This window comes from Noviherbaspirillum humi (genome assembly GCF_900188095.1).
Taxonomy (GTDB): domain Bacteria; phylum Pseudomonadota; class Gammaproteobacteria; order Burkholderiales; family Burkholderiaceae_D; genus Noviherbaspirillum; species Noviherbaspirillum humi.
Map to the genome: position 1 here is coordinate 93,576 of NZ_FZOT01000005.1, position 16,241 is coordinate 109,816.

Below are 16,241 nucleotides of genomic sequence, written 5' to 3' on the forward strand. Positions count from 1 at the left end.
CCGCGAACGGAGGGCTTTTTCATTTCGGCCGAAGCGGCTTATTCGAAATGGCAGACGTAGTCCAGGGTCTGCAGGGTCTCGATGTCGAAGCTGGAGTTGCCCGGCACGGAAAATTTCTGGCCGCCTTCATAGGTCTTCCACTCGGTCTCGCCCTTGAGGCGGATGCGGCACTGGCCGGCATTCAGCTCCATCACTTCTGGCGCGCCGGTGTTGAAGGTCAGCGAGGAAGGGAAGATCACGCCGATGGTTTTCCTGGTGCCGTCGGCGAACAGGACGGTGTGGGAGACGCACTTGCCGTCGAAGTAGATGTTGGCCTTCTTGACGACGGAAACGTTGTCGAACTGGGTAGTCATGGTGGGGTGTCCGTTATTGGGTGGGTGGATTACTTGTCGCCCTTGCCGAGGCGCGGCAGCGCCACCGACGGGTTGGAAGCCAGCAGGCCGGCCTTGCCGTAGATGCCGAGCTTGTCGCGGGTATCGGTGATGTCGAGGTTGCGCATGGTGAGCTGGCCGATGCGGTCCTGCGGCGTGAACGCGCCTTCGCCTTTTTCCATCGTCAGGCGGTCCGGATGGTAGGTCAGGTTGGGCGAGTCGGTGTTCAGGATGCTGTAGTCGTTGCCGCGGCGCAGTTCGATCGTCACTTCGCCGGTAATGGCGCGGGCGACCCAGCGCTGCGAGGCTTCGCGCAGCATGATGGCCTGCGGATCGAACCAGCGGCCCTGGTACAGCAGGCGGCCGAGCTTGCGGCCGTTGTCGCGGTACTGCTCGATGGTGTCCTCGTTGTGGATGCCGGTGACCAGGCGCTCGTAGGCGATGAACAGCAGGGCCAGGCCCGGGGCTTCGTAGATGCCGCGGCTCTTGGCTTCGATGATGCGGTTTTCGATCTGGTCGCTCATGCCGAGGCCGTGGCGGCCGCCGATGCGGTTGGCTTCCATCATCAGGTCGACCGCGCTGGAGAAGGTGATGCCGTTGAGCGCCACCGGGCGGCCTTCCTCGAAGCGCACGGTCACTTCCTCGCGCTTGACTTCGACGTCGTCGCGCCAGAAGGCCACGCCCATGATCGGCTCGACGATCTTCATGCCGCTGCTGAGGTGCTCCAGGTCCTTCGCCTCGTGCGTCGCGCCGAGCATGTTGGAGTCGGTCGAATAGGCCTTCTCGACCGACATCTTGTAATCGAAGCCGGACTTGATCAGGAACTCCGACATTTCCTTGCGGCCGCCGAGTTCGGTGATGAAGGCCTGGTCGAGCCAGGGCTTGTAGATGCGCAGCGACGGATTGACCAGCAGGCCGTAGCGGTAGAAGCGCTCGATGTCGTTGCCCTTGAAGGTGCTGCCGTCGCCCCAGATGTCGACCTGGTCTTCCTGCATCGCGGCCACCAGCATGGTGCCGGTGACGGCGCGGCCCAGCGGCGTGGTGTTGAAGTAGGTGACGCCGGCGGTGGAGATGTGGAAGGCGCCGCTCTGCAGGGCGGCGATGCCTTCGGCCACCAGCTGCTCACGGCAGTCGATCAGGCGCGCCAGTTCGGCGCCGTACTGCTTCGCCTTCTTCGGGATGGCGTCGTAGTCGGGCTCGTCCGGCTGGCCGAGGTTGGCGGTGTAGGCGTAGGGAATGGCGCCTTTCTGGCGCATCCAGTGCAACGCGGCGCTGGTGTCGAGGCCGCCGGAGAAGGCGATGCCGACTTTCTGGTTGACGGGTACGGACTGGAGGATGGTGGACATGGTTTCAGACTCGGGTACTTGAAGAATTGGGGATGGGAAGAGCAGCGCTAAGCCGGGCGGGTCAATCGACCTTGCCCAGCACCAGGTACTCCAGCAGGGCCTTCTGCACGTGAAGCCGGTTTTCCGCCTCGTCCCACACCACGGATTGCGGGCCGTCGATCACGTCGGCCGAAACTTCCTCGCCGCGGTGGGCCGGCAAACAATGCATGAAAAGCGCATCGGGCTGGGCGCGCGCCATCTTGGCGGCATCGACGATGAAGCCGTCGAATGCCTTGAGCCGCTCGGCGTTTTCCTCCTCGAAGCCCATGCTGGTCCACACGTCGGTGGTGACGAGGTGCGCATCGGCGCAGGCGTCGGCCGGATTGTCGAAGACGGTGTAGCTGCTGTTGCCGGCGGCGACCAGGCTCATGTCGATCGGATAGCCCTTCGGCGTGGCGACGTTGAGATGGAAATTGAACAGCTTCGCCGCCTGCAGCCAGGAGTACAGCATGTTGTTGGCATCGCCGATCCAGGCCACGGTCTTGCCGTCGATGGCGCCGCGATGCTCGATGAAGGTGAACACGTCGGCCAGCACCTGGCAGGGATGGTGTTCGTTGGTCAGGCCATTGATCACCGGCACGCGCGAATGGGCGGCGAAGCGCTCGATGATCTCGTGGCCGAAAGTGCGGACCATGATGATATCGCACATGCGGGACATGACCTGGGCCGCGTCCTCCACCGGTTCGCCGCGGCCTAGCTGGCTGTCGCGGGTGTTGAGGTAGATGGCGGCGCCGCCGAGCTGGTGCATGCCGGCCTCGAACGACAGCCGGGTGCGGGTCGAGTTCTTCTCGAACACCATGACCAGGGTGCGGTCCGTGAGCGGATGGTAGGGCTCGTAATTCTTGAACTTGCGCTTGATGACGGCGGTCCGCTCGATCACATGGTCGAACTCGTCACGCGTGAAGTCAGAAATCTGAAGAAAGTGTTTGATCGCCATAAATGGAAACGGCGGCGAGGTGGCGCCCGCCGCCGAAGTTTCTAACTTCTTCAATTATAAGAGTTTTGTTACAGGAAAGACAGCCCGGCGGAGGACGGGCAGGGCTTGCTCAATAGCCAATGGTCTGCGACGACTCGTGCACCAGCTGCTGGTAGAGCTCGTGGCGTTGCGTGGCGATGCGGCCTTCATGCACGCCCTCCAGCACGGCGCAGCCCGGTTCCTTCAGGTGATGGCAATTGTAGAAGCGGCAATGTCCGAGGAAGGGCTGGAACTCGCGGAAAGCCCTTTCCAGCATGCCTTCGCTCAAATGGTACAGGCCGAATTCCTGGAAGCCGGGCGAATCGATGATGTTGCCGTCGGCCAGCTGGTAGAGCCGGGTGAAGGTGGTGGTGTGCTTGCCGGAATCGAGCGCGGCCGAAATTTCCCGGGTGGCGATGTCGGCATCCGGCACCAGCAGATTGATCAGCGAGGATTTGCCCATGCCCGACTGGCCGATGAGAATGGTCGACTGGTCCCGAAGCATCGGCGCCAGCAGCGCAACGGTGTCCTCGGGCCGGGCTTTCGCCGACACCTCATGCACCGGGTAGCCGAGCGAGGCGTACAGCGCCACCCGCTCGCGCGCCTTGGGCAGCAGGTCGGCGACGTCGGTCTTGTTGAGGATGAGGCTCGCGGCGATGCCGCCTGCTTCCGCCGCCACCAGCGAACGGGACACCAGATCGTCGGAAAAGCCGGGCTCGGTGGCGATGACGATGAACAGCTGGGTGACGTTGGCGGCCAGGAGCTTGGACTTGAACTGGTCTGAACGGTAGAGCAGGGTCTTGCGCTCGGCAAAGGATTCGATCACGCCCTGATCGGGCGAGGTGCGCTTGATATCGACCTGGTCGCCGACGGCGATATCGCTTTTCTTGCCGCGGGTGACGCAGTGCAGCCTTTCACCCTCGACGTGGACCAGGTAATGCCGGCCGTGCGCGGCGATGACGATGCCATCCATCATGGCTGGCCGTGCGCCTGCTGGAAAATGGCGTCGACCTTGACGGCGCAGATGAAATCATTTTCCGAGATGCCGCCCCGGCCCTCGTCCACCGAATGGGTGCTGTACTTCACGATGCAGCGGTTGTAGCCGACCTGCAGGTCGGGATGATGGTCCTGGGCATGGATCATCCAGGCGATTGCATTGACGAAGGCCAGAGTCTGGTAGTAATCGACGAAGGTATAGGTCTTGAGGATGTGGCCATCCTGGCGCATCCAGCCGTCCAGCATGGCCAGGTACTGGTTGATCTGCGGGTCGGCGAGGCCGGTCTCCTGGTGGCTGCAATTCGCAGCCAGCAATTCATCGATGGTCATCATGACAGTCTCCCTCAGGCCGACAGCCGGCTGGCGAGCAGGTGATGAATGCGCACGCTGGCCGGCGGGTGGGAGTCGTAGAAGGCGGAGTGGATCGGGTCCGGCGTCAGGGTGGAGGCATTGTCCTCGTACAGCTTCACGAGGGCCGACACCAGGTCTTGCGGATTGGTGTGGCGGGCGGCGAAGGCATCGGCCTCGAATTCATGCTTGCGCGAGGTGATCGAGGACAGCGGAGAGAACAGGAAGGTGAATACCGGCAGCGTCAGCATGAACAGGATCAGCGCCATGGCGTCGTTGCTGCCGAACAGCATCGGATCGACGCCGAGGCCGGTGAAGAACCAGACCTGGGTCTTGAGATAGCCGAGCAGGGCCAGCATGGCGAGCGACAAGGCGAACATGACGATGATGCGCTTGACGATGTGCTTGAGCTTGAAATGGCCGAGCTCGTGCGCCAGCACCGCCTCGATCTCGTTCGGCGCCAGGCGCGCCAGCAGGGTGTCGAAGAAGACGATGCGCTTGGCCGAGCCGAAGCCGGAGAAGTAGGCATTGCCGTGGGCGCTGCGCTTGGAGCCGTCCATCACGAACAGGCCCTTGGAGGCGAAGCCTACCCGCTGCATCAGGTTGTCGATGCGGGAACGCAGGCTTTCATCCTGCAGCGGCGTGAACTTGTTGAACAGCGGCGCGATGAAGGTCGGGTACAGCACTAGCATCAGCAGCTGGAAGCCGGTGAACACCATCCAGGCATAGAGCCACCACAGGTCGCCCGACTTCTCCATCAGCAGCAGGATGACCCAAACCAGCGGCAGGCCGATCACGGCGCCGATGAGGGTGTTCTTTGCCAGGTCGGTGAAGAACAGGCGCCGGCTCATGTTGTTGAAGCCGAACTTCGCTTCCAGCACGAACTGGCGGTAATAGTCGAAAGGCAACTCGACCAGATTGGAGATCAGCACGAACGCCACCAGCAGGCCGAGCTGGTAAGCCATGTCGCCGCCGGTCAGCTTGAACATCAGCGCGGCCAGCGCCTGCAGGCCGCCGAGCAGGGTGAATCCGATCAGCACTGCGCTGTTGACCAGGAGCATGAACAGGCCGAATTTGGTCTTGGCGACGGTATATTCGGCCGCCTTGCGGTGCGCCGCCAGCGGAATGGTGGCGGCGAATTCCATAGGCACTTTGCCGCTGTGGGCCATCACATGGCGGATATGGCGCGAACCGAGCCAGAAGCGCACGCTCAGAGTGAGTAGCAGAAAGCCGACGAACAAAACCGAAAACGCAAGTGAATCCATTCTATGCCTATGAGAAAATGGCGGATTACTGAGGAAATCAATTATGTCACAAGCCAATGAACCGCAACCCGGCGCCGAGAGCGGCGTTCAACCCGAGGCAATACGTCCCAACGAATTCAATCTGGTCTGGGTGGACATGGAGATGACCGGCCTCGATCCGGACAATGACCGTATCATCGAAGTGGCGGCGGTGGTTACCGATTCCAACCTCAACGTGCTGGGCGAAGGCCCGGTGTTTGCCATTCATCAATCCGACGAGACGCTGGACAAGATGGATGCCTGGAACAAGGGCACCCACGGCCGTTCCGGTCTGATCGAGCGGGTGAAGGCGTCGACGGTGACGGAGGCCGATGCGGAGGCGGCGCTGATCGAGTTCCTGCGGAAGTATGTGCCTTCCGGGAAGTCGCCGATGTGCGGCAATTCCATCTGCCAGGACCGGCGCTTCATGGCGCGCGGGATGCCTAAGCTGGAAGCGTTCTTCCACTACCGCAATCTCGACGTTTCCACGCTGAAGGAGCTTGCCCGGCGCTGGAGGCCGGACATGGTGAACGGTTTCAAGAAGGCGCAGAAGCATACCGCGCTGGCCGACATCATGGAGTCGATCGAAGAACTGCGCTACTACCGCGAGCATTTCATCAAGCTCTGACCGGCGTCCCGGGCGCTTCCCGCGCCTTTCACGAGCGTTTCATTTCTACTGGTTTTTCATCATGGATTCATCTGAACTGTCCCCGACGCCGGATGCCGGCCAGGACCTCCTGTCGCAGGAGGCCGCCGCGCCCGAGGGCGCATCCGCCGCTGCCGTCACCAGCGGCCAGATCGCCCGCGAGGTGACGCGCCGCCGCACCTTCGGCATCATTTCCCACCCGGACGCCGGCAAGACCACGCTGACCGAAAAGCTGCTGCTGTTTTCCGGCGCCATCCAACTTGCCGGCACGGTCAAGGGCCGCAAGAGCGGCCGCCACGCCACCTCCGACTGGATGGAGATCGAAAAGCAGCGCGGCATCTCGGTCGCCAGCTCGGTGATGCAGTTCGAGTACCGCGACCATGTCGTCAACCTGCTCGACACGCCCGGCCACCAGGATTTCTCGGAAGATACCTACCGGGTGCTGACGGCGGTCGATTCGGCGCTGATGGTCATCGACGCCGCCAAGGGCGTGGAAGAGCAGACCATCAAGCTGCTCAACGTCTGCCGCATGCGCGACACGCCGATCCTGACCTTCATGAACAAGATGGACCGGGAAACCCGCGATCCGCTGGAACTGCTGGATGAAGTCGAGTCGGTGCTGAAGATCGAGTGCGCGCCGGTGACCTGGCCGATCGGCATGGGCAAGACCTTCCGCGGGGTCTACCACCTGCTGCGCGATGAAATCCTGCTGTTTACGCCGGGCAGCGAGCGCGCCGACCAGGAGTTCGAGGTCATCAAGGGCATCGACAACCCGCGCCTGGTCGAGATGTTCCCGCTGGAGATCGAACAGCTGAAGATGGAAGTCGAGCTGGTCCATGGCGCATCGCATCCTTTCGACCTGGACGCCTTCCTGGCCGGCCGCCAGACGCCCGTGTTCTTCGGCTCCGCCATCAACAATTTCGGCGTGCGCGAAATCCTGAACGCGCTGCTCGACTGGGCGCCGGCGCCGCGTCCGCGCGACGCGACGGTGCGGGCGGTGGAGCCGACCGAAGCGCCTTTCTCCGGTTTCGTGTTCAAGATCCAGGCCAACATGGATCCGGCGCACCGCGATCGCATCGCCTTCCTGCGGGTCTGCTCCGGCCGCTTCGAGCGCGGCATGAAGGTCAAGCACCTGCGCCTGAACCGCGAGGTGAAGGTGTCGAGCGTGGTGACCTTCATGGCATCAAGCCGGGAGCAGGTCGAGGAGGCGTATGCCGGCGACATCATCGGCCTGCCCAATCATGGCAACATGCAGATCGGGGACAGTTTTTCCGAAGGCGAACTGCTCCAGTTCACCGGCATTCCGTATTTCGCGCCGGATTTCTTCCGCTCGGTGCGCATCCGCAATCCGCTCAAGATCAAGCAGCTGCACAAGGGCTTGCAGCAGCTCGGCGAGGAGGGCGCGGTGCAGGTGTTCAAGCCGGTCCACGGCGGCGACCTGGTGCTGGGGGCGGTCGGCGTGCTGCAGTTCGAAGTGGTGGCGAGCCGGCTGATGAACGAATACGGCGTGGACGCGGTATTCGAAGGCACCAGCATCAGCAGCGCGCGCTGGGTGTCTTGCGAGGACAAGAAGATCCTTGCCGATTTCGAGAAGTCGTCCGCCGGCGGCAATCTGGCCCATGATGCGGCTGGCAATCTTGCCTACCTCGCCACGTCGGGCGTGAATCTGCGGCTGACGGAAGAACGCTGGCCGCAGGTCACTTTCCATTCCACGCGCGAGCACGCAGCCAAGCTCAGCTGACCCGAATGCGTCCGGTCATTCCCGGGCAGTGAAAAAAAGCCGGCATCTTCGTGGATCATGCCGGCTTTTTCTTTCTATTCCATTTTTTCTGCGTTTTTGGCGGTTTGAGAAAGATCAATCACCGCAACATCGGCTCGCCTATACTCTGCCGACACCTGTCAATCTGTCATTTCCCTTGCTGCATCGTTAACCTAGCCTGGATCCATCCGAAACCTGACGTGCATCGACCGTTCTTTAGCGAGAAGCTGCGAAAGGAGTGCCATGCTTACTGCTACCTACGCCCAAGTTGCGATAGTCGCCGAGCACAACAAGGTGCGCAGCGTGCTGCAAGACCTGCAGCAGTGCATACAGAATTGCATGAGAACCGCTGCGGGCGCCGGCTACGCAACGCTGAAGTCGACCTTCTTCAAGCTCAAGGAATTTCACGACAGCTTTCGCTGGCGGAAAATCGAGCGGCATCTGCTTCCTTCGCTGCGCCGCTTCAATCCCGAGGCCGCCACGCTGATTGATGAACTGGAGAGTATCAGCGATCGCGCCTGCGAATTGCTCCACACCGCCGACCTGCAGCTGGAACAGGCAAATCATGGCGCCGGCCGGGTCGCGGATGATGTCTGCGAATCAATGGGCATGGTCTGCCATCACATTCAGCTCAGGCTGGACCGGGAGGAGCAGGAGCTGATGCCGCTGGCGCAGCGGCTGCTGTCGGTGGAAGACTGGTTCGGCATTGCCGCCCGCTTCCTATCCGAAGAACCGGTCGGTGGCCTGAAGCGGCCGGCTTTCGGCGCGCCATGGTTGCCAGCCACCTCCGGACGGGAGCGCTCGGCGCTGGTTTGACCGGCCTTCTCTTCAAGGGCGGGCCCTGGCGGCCCGCTTTTTCTTTTTACAGAGTGCAAGCCGCCTTGCGGTAACAGGCATTTGTTGGCATGGTGTCGGCCATGATTCATTTCCGCCGACCCATGTCACGACTTCTCCGATTCACCCGTTTCTCGCTGCGCGACCTCATGGTGGCGGCAGCGCCGAGCGTCATCGCGCTGGCCGCGGTTTGCATTCTTGCCTATTGGCTGGTCGATCCGGCGCCGCCGTCCAGCATCACGTTGTCCACCGGACAGGAAAACAGCGCCTATGAAGACTTCGGCCGGCAGTATGCCGCCGAGCTGGCCAAGGCCGGCATCACCGTCAAGTTAAAGCCCTCGCTCGGCTCGCGAGAAAACCTGCAGCGCTTGCAGGATGAAGATTCCGGCGTGGACATCGCCTTCGTGCAAAGCGGCACCACCGAGACGGCGGAGGCGGAGAAGGGCGGACTGGTCTCGCTCGGCAGCCTGTTCACCGAGCCGGTCTGGCTGTTCTATCGCGGCCGCACCTTGGGCAGCCTGACCCAACTGCGCGGCCTGCGCATCAATGCGGGGCCGGAGGGCAGCGGCGTGCCCGCGCTGTTTCGCAAGCTGCTGTCGGTCAACGGCATCGAACCGGAGCAGATCAGGCTCGGCGATCTCGAAAATACGCCCGCCACCGTCGCTTTGCTGGAGGGGCGCATCGATGGCCTGGTGTTCAGCTCCGCTCCGGATGCGCCGCTGATCCAGATGCTGCTGCAGACGCCCGGCGTGAAGCTGTTCGACTTCGCCCAGGCGGAAGCCTATAGCCGGCGCTTTCCCTTCCTGAGCCACGTGGTGCTGCCGCGCGGCATCGTCGACCTTGGCAAGAACCGGCCGGCGCGCGACTATCACCTGATCGCGCCGACCGCCACGCTGGTGGCGCGGGAAGACCTGCATCCGGCGCTGGTCGACCTGCTGGTGCAGTCGGCGCAGCAGATCCACGGCGGCGCCGGCTGGTTCCGAAGGCGCGGCGAATTTCCGACGCCGAGCTATACCGAGATTCCGGTGGCGCCGGCGGCGCAGAAAATCTACAAGAACGGTCCGCCGCTGCTGCAGCGCTATCTGCCGTTCTGGCTCGCCAACCTGCTGGAGCGGATGTGGGTGCTGGTGGTGGCGCTCGGCGCCCTGATCCTGCCGCTGTCCCGCATCATCCCGCCGCTCTACGTGTGGAAGGTCAGGTCGCGCATCTACCGCTGGTACGGGCAGCTGCGGGCGGTGGAGCAGTCAATCGAGGACGTGCCGGAGGAACGGCGCAGCCAGGTGTATCCGGAGCAGCTGCGTCGCCTGGCCGACCTGGAGGGAAGGGTGAACCGGATTTCCATTCCGCTTTCCTTCGCCGAGGAGTTGTATGGCTTGCGCAGCCATATCGACCTGGTGCGCAAGCGGGTGCGGTGGCTGATGGAAGGGCGCGGAAAGGCTGAACCAGGCTAGGCGCCCAGCCAGGGCAGGCCGGCTTTGCACCAGCCGCCTATGGTTTTGCGATGGCCTTCGGCGTCCTTGTCGCCTTCAAAGCCCTCGAGGATGTCGAAGCTGTTGGCAAAGCCGTTCTCCGTGGCGAGCTTGGCGGCATGGCGCGAGCGCACGCCCGACCGGCACAGAAACAGCAGCACCTCATCCTTGCCGGCGACCTGAACGAGCTGCTGCAGGAAGTCGGGATTCGGTGCGCCGCCCGGATAGCGGTTCCACTCGACGGCAGCATGCCGATCCGGCGGGATGGCCACCCGGCCGACCCAATCCCGCTCGGCATTGGTTCTGACATCCACCAGCTTGACGCCGGGGGTGCTCTGCAAAAGCTCGAAGGCTTCCTGCGGCGTGACGGCGCCGGCATACGGCAAGGCATTGGCCGCGCCGCGCTGGCGCGCCCGGAAAAGGATATCGTTGTCCATGGCTGGAGTCGTATTGGTAAAGCTGAATTGTAAAACGGCGGTGAGAAACCGGCATTCGGCTTTATGCACCAATATGGGGATGCATAGGCAGGGTTTTCAAGGGAATGCACTATTAATGTGCTGAGATGAATTATTGATCCAATTTGGTGCGCATCGGCTGATCCGAAATCGACGGGCTCAATAACGATCTTTCAAGAAACACCGGGCTTTTGCCGGCATTTTTCTTGTTTCTTCATCTTGTTCCTAGTCAAATTCGTGGCATGGAATCTGCTATCATCCGGGGCTGTTCTGGTTGTGCCCCGCTCAACGCGTCACTCCCCTGTCGCCGTAAGTCGTTCACACCATTTCAACAATAAAGCTGTACCAACCATCCATTTTGCTCACTTAGGAGATTCGCATGGCAATGACGGCCGCAGACGTCTTGAAAATGGCGAAGGAGAACGAAGTCAAATTCGTCGACTTCCGCTTTGCTGATACACGAGGCAAGGAACAACACGTCACCGTTCCCATTTCGCAGTTCGGCATGGACAAATTCGACTCCGGCCACGCCTTCGACGGTTCGTCGATCGCCGGCTGGAAGGGCATCGAAGCCTCCGACATGCTGCTGATGCCGGATCCGAACACGGCCAACATCGACCCCTTCATGGAAGAGACCACCCTCTTCATGCAGTGCGACGTCATCGAGCCGGCCGACGGCAAGGGCTATGACCGCGATCCGCGCTCCATCGCCAAGCGCGCCGAAGCCTACCTGAAGTCCTCCGGCCTGGGCGATACCGCCTACTTCGGCCCGGAACCCGAATTCTTCATCTTCGACAGCGTCCGCTGGAAAGTCGACATGTCCGGCTGCTTCGTCAAGGTCGACTCCGAAGAAGCCTCCTGGTCCACCGACCGTGAACTCGAAGGCGGCAACACCGGCCACCGTCCGGCAGTCAAGGGCGGCTACTTCCCGGTTCCCCCGGTCGACAGCTTCCAGGACATGCGTTCGGAAATGTCCCTGATCCTCGAAGCCATGGGCATCCCGGTCGAAGTCCACCACCATGAAGTGGCCGGCGCCGGCCAGAACGAACTCGGCACCAAGTTCTCCACCCTGGTGCAGCGCGCCGACTGGACCCAGAACCTGAAGTACGTGATCTGGAACGTCGCCCACACCTACGGCAAGACCGCGACCTTCATGCCGAAGCCCATCGTCGGCGACAACGGTTCCGGCATGCACGTCCACCAGTCCGTCTGGAAGGATGGCCAGAACCTGTTCGCAGGCGACGGCTACGCCGGCCTGTCCGAATTCGCGCTGTACTACATCGGCGGCATCATCAAACATGCCCGCGCGCTGAACGCGATCACCAACCCGGGCACCAACTCTTACAAGCGCCTGGTGCCTGGCTTCGAAGCCCCGGTCAAGCTGGCTTACTCCGCCCGCAACCGTTCCGCTTCGATCCGCATTCCGCACGTGGCGAATCCGAAAGGCCGCCGCATCGAAGCCCGTTTCCCGGATCCCCTGGCCAACCCGTACCTGTGCTTCTCCGCGCTGCTGATGGCGGGCCTGGACGGCGTCCAGAACAAGATCCACCCGGGCGAAGCCGCGACCAAGGACCTGTACCACCTGCCGCCCGAGGAAGACAAGCTGGTTCCGACCGTTTGCTCCTCCCTCGATCAGGCGCTGGAGTACCTGGACAAGGACCGCGAGTTCCTGACCCGCGGCGGCGTGTTCAGCGACTCCATGATCGATGCCTACATTGAACTGAAGATGCAGGAAGTCACCCGATTCCGCATGACCACCCACCCGGTCGAGTTCGACATGTACTACTCGCTGTAATACCGGCAACGGTTTACAGCAGGCAGCATCAACAGGCGGGAAAGCTCAGGCTTTCCCGCCTTTGTTTTTGGAAATGGCGAAGGCCTTACCTGTTGTATGCTTCGTGCGCTGCTTCGGGTTTTTGTTTGAAATGCCCGGAACCATCATCTACACTGACTATTCGCCATTGTTTCTTCAAAGAAATATCATGAAATCCAAGCTTCTCATCGTTTTTCTCCTTGCCGCCGCTTCGAGCGCGGCGTGGGCGCAAACCGAGATATTTCAATGCGTGTCCGCGGATGGCGCGGTGGAATTCCGCAATACCGGGCCGCAAAGAGGCTGCAAGCGGATGGACCTTCCGGCGCAGAACGTCATCCCCGCCCCGAAGCGGATCGTGGCCCAGGCGGCAGCTGCGAAGCCGGCCGCGTCGGCCTCGCCCGCCGGCTTTCCCAAGGTGGATGGCGATACCCAGAAGGCACGTGACAGCGACCGGCGCCAGATCCTGCAGGATGAGCTGAAGGCGGAGGAACGGAAGCTGGCGGAACTGAAAAAGGAATTCAACAACGGCGAGCCGGAGCGCCGCGGCGACGAGCGCAACTACGCCAAATACCAGGAGCGGGTCGCGGGCATGAAGGAAGACATCAACCGGACCGAGAAGAATGTCGAGGCGCTGCAGCGCGAAATCGGCAACCTGAAATAAGCTGGGTACAACGCTTGCTTAGTAGAAGGCCGCGCATGCGGCCTTCTTGCTTTTTCAGGGCCGGATGCGCGTGGCGCGGGGCTGTGAAGCCAAAGCCCCGCTCAGGACAACTCGGCGCATTCGGCGGATACTATCCGCTTGCGCTGCCGCGAACGCCGTCTTCGGTCGAAGCGGACCGATCCCGATTGAGTGAATTGAAATCCGCCCAACTTTTTCCTGCCGTCTTCGACACGCCAGCTCAAGCCAGCATGCCTGCCTCGTCAAAAACCATCTCGCTCAAGGACGCGCCCGCCATGCTGGCCGGCCTCGACCTGCTGTCCTCGGCGGTGCTCATCCTCGACAATGCCGGCCGCGTCATCTACGCCAATCCTGCCGCCGAACATCTGCTCGAATCGTCGTTCAAGGCGCTCGCCAACCAGGCGCTGGACTCGCTCTTCCTGAATGGCAGCGACCTTGCCAGCATCTTCGTCGAGGCGGTGCAGCACAAGTTCGCCGACAAGCGCCTCGACCTGGTGCTGGAGCGTCCCGGCCGGGTGCCGCTGCACGTTCATGTGATCGTCACCGCGCTCGACAGTCCCGACACGCCGGTGCTGATCGAACTGCGCGAGAACGTGCAGCAGCTCAAGCTCGACCGCGAGGAGCGGCTGCTGGAGCAGGGGCAGGCCAACAAGGAGCTGATCCGCAATCTCGCGCACGAGATCAAGAATCCGCTCGGCGGCATCCGCGGCGCGGCGCAGCTGCTGGAGCTGGAGCTGCCGGAGCGGCATCTGAAGGAGCTGCGCGAATATACCCAGGTGATCATCAAGGAGGCGGACCGCCTGCAGACACTGGTCGACCGGCTGCTGGCGCCGCATCGCCGCCCGCATATCGTCGGCGACGTCAACATCCATGAAGTGTTCGAGCGCGTGCGCAGCCTGATGATGGCCGAGTTCCCGTCGGGCCTCAGCATCCGGCGCGACTACGATCTCTCGCTGCCCGAATTCCGCGGCGACAAGGAGCAGCTGATCCAGGCGGTGCTCAACATCGCGCGCAATGCGGCGCAGTCGCTTTCGGACCGCATCAAGGCCGGCGATGCGGAACTGGTGCTGCAGACCCGCGTCGCGCGCCAGGTGACGCTCGCCAAAGTTCGTTACAGGCTGGCACTAGACTTGCATATCATCGACAACGGACCCGGCATTCCCGAGGACATCCGCGATCGCATCTTCTATCCGCTGGTATCCGGCAGGGAGGGCGGCAGCGGACTCGGACTGACCCTGGCGCAGACTTTCGTGCAGCAGCATCTCGGCGTGATCGAATGTGCCAGCCGGCCCGGATGCACCGACTTCAGGATCTTGATCCCGCTGCCCTGAATGCAGCATGAACGTGCCAGATCAACGCCATACACCAGGACACCAACAACAGCATGAAGCCAATCTGGATAGTCGACGACGATGAATCAATCCGCTGGGTACTCGAGAAAGCACTGGCACGCGAGAACCTGGCCACCAGGAGCTTTGCCAACGCCCGCGATGCGATGATCGCGCTCGAGACCAGCACGCCGCAGGTGCTGGTCTCCGACATCCGCATGCCAGGCGAAACCGGCCTCGAACTGCTGCAGGCGGTGAAGGCGCGCCATCCCGGCCTGCCGGTCATCATCATCACCGCCTTCTCCGACCTCGACTCGGCGGTGGCCGCGTTCCAGGGCGGCGCCTTCGAATACCTGGCCAAGCCCTTCGACGTCGACAAGGCGGTGGAGCTGATCCGCCGCGCGCTGGAGGAAAGCCTGCGCGAGGCCGACGTCGAGCAGGCTAGCGACGACACTCCGGAAATCCTTGGCCAGGCGCCGGCGATGCAGGACGTGTTCCGCGCCATCGGCCGCCTGTCGCAGTCCAACGTGACGGTGCTCATCACCGGCGAATCCGGCACCGGCAAGGAGCTGGTCGCCCGCGCCCTGCACAAGCACAGCCCGCGCGCCAGCCAGCCGTACATCGCGCTCAACACCGCCGCCATTCCCAAGGACTTGCTCGAGTCCGAACTGTTCGGCCATGAGCGCGGCGCGTTCACCGGCGCGCAGGCCATGCGGCGAGGCCGCTTCGAGCAGGCGGAGAACGGCACTCTTTTCCTCGACGAGATCGGCGACATGCCCTTCGACCTGCAGACCCGTCTGCTGCGGGTGCTGTCGGACGGCCATTTCTACCGCGTCGGCGGCCATCAGCCGCTCAAGGCCAACGTGCGCGTCATCGCCGCCACCCACCAGAACCTGGAGCAGCGGGTGAAGGAAGGGCTGTTCCGCGAAGACTTGTATCACCGCCTCAACGTGATCCGCCTGCGCCTTCCCAGCCTGCGCGAACGGCGCGAGGACATCCCGCTGCTGACCCGCCATTTCCTGGCGCAGAGCGCCCGACAGCTCGGCGTGGAAGCCAAGCGCATGTCCGACAGCGCCATGGCCTTCCTCGCCAGCCTGGAACTGCCCGGCAACGTGCGGCAGCTGGAAAACCTGTGCAACTGGATCACCGTCATGGCACCCGGGCAGACGGTGGAAGTCAAGGATCTGCCGCAGGATCTGATCCAGGGACATGAGCCCGTCGCCGTCGTGCCCATGCCGAGCGCGGCGCCGGCGCCTGTCTGGGAACGCGCCGCCAGCCATGCCATCGCGAGCGAACCGGCGCCCGTTGCCATGCTTGCGGGAGGCATGCCAAGCCCGTATTCAATGCCGTCCATGCCCGCTCCCGTCTCCGGCCCCGACATTGCGCTGCGGCCGTCGGAACCCAAGCCGAGCTGGATCACCCTGCTCGAAACCGAGGCGGCGCAATTGCTGGCCGCCGGTCAGCCCGAGGTGATGGACGCGCTCGGACGCAAGTTCGAGTCTGCGGTGATCAAGACGGCGCTGAAGCATACTCACGGCCGCAAGAACGACGCGGCGATCCGTCTCGGCATCGGCCGCAACACCATCACCCGCAAGATCCACGAACTCGGCATCGACGGCGCCAGCGACGACTGACGCTTGACCCGAGCCGCTCTCCTGGAGCCGCATGCCACGCATGCGGCTTTTTTGTTTTCCGTTTCTGGCACGCCGGGCTGCGCATCATTTTGGGTGCTGCGCCGTTCATCCTGGTGCAGCATGCGCATCGATCTGCTGCAGAAAAGGGCGCCAAGCGCCATTCTCCTTGCGCTGGGCATCGCTGCGTGCCGCCGAAGCTTTATGCACCGCAAGGCAATGATCCCGCCTGCGACGTACGCTCGTTCGGCATGGCGGCATTTTGCCGCCTCCGTACCTTCTCCATTCC

Annotated in this window: 15 protein-coding genes; 8 read left to right on the plus strand and 7 right to left on the minus strand. The window is 62.7% G+C overall.

Annotated features, from left to right (window positions below; all coding sequences use genetic code 11):
* Positions 1-38 precede the first annotated feature (38 nt).
* The 6 genes from ppnP to CHB88_RS10340 form a co-directional block, all read right to left on the minus strand.
* Complete coding sequence (gene ppnP / locus CHB88_RS10315; protein ID WP_089399243.1) at positions 39-353, minus strand: pyrimidine/purine nucleoside phosphorylase; 315 nt, start codon at positions 351-353, stop codon at positions 39-41.
* 29 nt (positions 354-382) lie between these two features.
* Positions 383-1,717 carry an argininosuccinate synthase gene (gene argG / locus CHB88_RS10320; RefSeq protein ID WP_089399244.1) on the minus strand — a complete coding sequence of 445 codons (1,335 nt, stop codon included), beginning with the start codon at positions 1,715-1,717 and terminating at the stop codon, positions 383-385.
* Positions 1,718-1,778: 61 nt separating this feature from the next.
* The gene (gene argF, locus CHB88_RS10325; protein ID WP_089399245.1) at positions 1,779-2,693 is read right to left on the minus strand and encodes an ornithine carbamoyltransferase; all 915 of its coding nucleotides are present in this window, start codon (positions 2,691-2,693) and stop codon (positions 1,779-1,781) included.
* Positions 2,694-2,802: 109 nt separating this feature from the next.
* Complete coding sequence (gene rsgA, locus CHB88_RS10330) at positions 2,803-3,687, minus strand: ribosome small subunit-dependent GTPase A (RefSeq protein WP_089399246.1); 885 nt, start codon at positions 3,685-3,687, stop codon at positions 2,803-2,805.
* Positions 3,684-4,040 (minus strand): 4a-hydroxytetrahydrobiopterin dehydratase, encoded by a 357-nt coding sequence (locus CHB88_RS10335; protein ID WP_245844886.1) that lies wholly within the window; start codon positions 4,038-4,040, stop codon positions 3,684-3,686. Before CHB88_RS10335 ends, rsgA begins: the two co-directional genes overlap by 4 nt.
* A gap of 11 nt (positions 4,041-4,051) precedes the next feature.
* Positions 4,052-5,320 (minus strand): M48 family metallopeptidase, encoded by a 1,269-nt coding sequence (locus tag CHB88_RS10340; RefSeq protein ID WP_089399247.1) that lies wholly within the window; start codon positions 5,318-5,320, stop codon positions 4,052-4,054.
* Between the two features lie 43 nt (positions 5,321-5,363).
* On the opposite strand from CHB88_RS10340, the gene orn reads away from it, so the two are divergent.
* The 4 genes from orn to CHB88_RS10360 all read left to right on the plus strand — a co-directional run bounded on the left by orn (position 5,364) and on the right by CHB88_RS10360 (position 10,028).
* Positions 5,364-5,966, plus strand: coding sequence for an oligoribonuclease (gene orn, locus CHB88_RS10345; RefSeq protein WP_089399248.1), 603 nt, complete (start codon positions 5,364-5,366; stop codon positions 5,964-5,966).
* A gap of 61 nt (positions 5,967-6,027) precedes the next feature.
* Positions 6,028-7,725: a peptide chain release factor 3 gene (locus CHB88_RS10350; protein ID WP_089399249.1), complete on the plus strand. Its 1,698-nt coding sequence runs from the start codon at positions 6,028-6,030 to the stop codon at positions 7,723-7,725.
* Positions 7,726-7,986: 261 nt separating this feature from the next.
* Entirely contained in the window at positions 7,987-8,559 is a 573-nt protein-coding gene (locus CHB88_RS10355) for a hemerythrin domain-containing protein (RefSeq protein WP_089399250.1), read from the plus strand.
* Positions 8,560-8,681: 122 nt separating this feature from the next.
* Entirely contained in the window at positions 8,682-10,028 is a 1,347-nt protein-coding gene (locus tag CHB88_RS10360; RefSeq protein ID WP_089399374.1) for a TAXI family TRAP transporter solute-binding subunit, read from the plus strand.
* On the opposite strand, the gene CHB88_RS10365 is transcribed toward CHB88_RS10360, so the two are convergent.
* Positions 10,025-10,483: a rhodanese-like domain-containing protein gene (locus tag CHB88_RS10365; protein WP_089399251.1), complete on the minus strand. Its 459-nt coding sequence runs from the start codon at positions 10,481-10,483 to the stop codon at positions 10,025-10,027. The genes CHB88_RS10360 and CHB88_RS10365 overlap by 4 nt on opposite strands.
* Positions 10,484-10,880: 397 nt before the next feature.
* On the opposite strand from CHB88_RS10365, the gene glnA reads away from it, so the two are divergent.
* From glnA to ntrC, 4 genes are all read left to right on the plus strand, one after another.
* On the plus strand, positions 10,881-12,296 hold the full coding sequence (glnA, locus tag CHB88_RS10370; protein WP_089399252.1) for a type I glutamate--ammonia ligase: 1,416 nt from the start codon (positions 10,881-10,883) through the stop codon (positions 12,294-12,296).
* Positions 12,297-12,483: 187 nt separating this feature from the next.
* Positions 12,484-12,975, plus strand: a complete 492-nt coding sequence (locus CHB88_RS10375; protein WP_089399253.1) for a DUF4124 domain-containing protein — start codon at positions 12,484-12,486, stop codon at positions 12,973-12,975.
* A 248-nt stretch (positions 12,976-13,223) separates the two neighbouring features.
* A complete protein-coding gene (gene glnL, locus CHB88_RS10380; protein ID WP_176442410.1) occupies positions 13,224-14,324 on the plus strand; it encodes a nitrogen regulation protein NR(II) in 1,101 nt (366 codons plus the stop codon).
* Positions 14,325-14,377: 53 nt separating this feature from the next.
* Entirely contained in the window at positions 14,378-15,955 is a 1,578-nt protein-coding gene (gene ntrC / locus CHB88_RS10385) for a nitrogen regulation protein NR(I) (RefSeq protein WP_089399254.1), read from the plus strand.
* Positions 15,956-16,241: the final 286 nt, after the last annotated feature.

Bases quoted from the DNA above. Each gene is read 5' to 3' on its own strand.
- ppnP (WP_089399243.1), bottom strand. From the start codon at position 353: ATGACTACCCAGTTCGACAACGTTTCCGTCGTCAAGAAGGCCAACATC.
- argG (WP_089399244.1), bottom strand. From the start codon at position 1,717: ATGTCCACCATCCTCCAGTCCGTACCCGTCAACCAGAAAGTCGGCATC.
- argF (WP_089399245.1), bottom strand. From the start codon at position 2,693: ATGGCGATCAAACACTTTCTTCAGATTTCTGACTTCACGCGTGACGAG.
- rsgA (WP_089399246.1), bottom strand. From the start codon at position 3,687: ATGATGGATGGCATCGTCATCGCCGCGCACGGCCGGCATTACCTGGTC.
- CHB88_RS10335 (WP_245844886.1), bottom strand. From the start codon at position 4,040: ATGATGACCATCGATGAATTGCTGGCTGCGAATTGCAGCCACCAGGAG.
- CHB88_RS10340 (WP_089399247.1), bottom strand. From the start codon at position 5,320: ATGGATTCACTTGCGTTTTCGGTTTTGTTCGTCGGCTTTCTGCTACTC.
- orn (WP_089399248.1), top strand. From the start codon at position 5,364: ATGTCACAAGCCAATGAACCGCAACCCGGCGCCGAGAGCGGCGTTCAA.
- CHB88_RS10350 (WP_089399249.1), top strand. From the start codon at position 6,028: ATGGATTCATCTGAACTGTCCCCGACGCCGGATGCCGGCCAGGACCTC.
- CHB88_RS10355 (WP_089399250.1), top strand. From the start codon at position 7,987: ATGCTTACTGCTACCTACGCCCAAGTTGCGATAGTCGCCGAGCACAAC.
- CHB88_RS10360 (WP_089399374.1), top strand. From the start codon at position 8,682: ATGTCACGACTTCTCCGATTCACCCGTTTCTCGCTGCGCGACCTCATG.
- CHB88_RS10365 (WP_089399251.1), bottom strand. From the start codon at position 10,483: ATGGACAACGATATCCTTTTCCGGGCGCGCCAGCGCGGCGCGGCCAAT.
- glnA (WP_089399252.1), top strand. From the start codon at position 10,881: ATGGCAATGACGGCCGCAGACGTCTTGAAAATGGCGAAGGAGAACGAA.
- CHB88_RS10375 (WP_089399253.1), top strand. From the start codon at position 12,484: ATGAAATCCAAGCTTCTCATCGTTTTTCTCCTTGCCGCCGCTTCGAGC.
- glnL (WP_176442410.1), top strand. From the start codon at position 13,224: ATGCCTGCCTCGTCAAAAACCATCTCGCTCAAGGACGCGCCCGCCATG.
- ntrC (WP_089399254.1), top strand. From the start codon at position 14,378: ATGAAGCCAATCTGGATAGTCGACGACGATGAATCAATCCGCTGGGTA.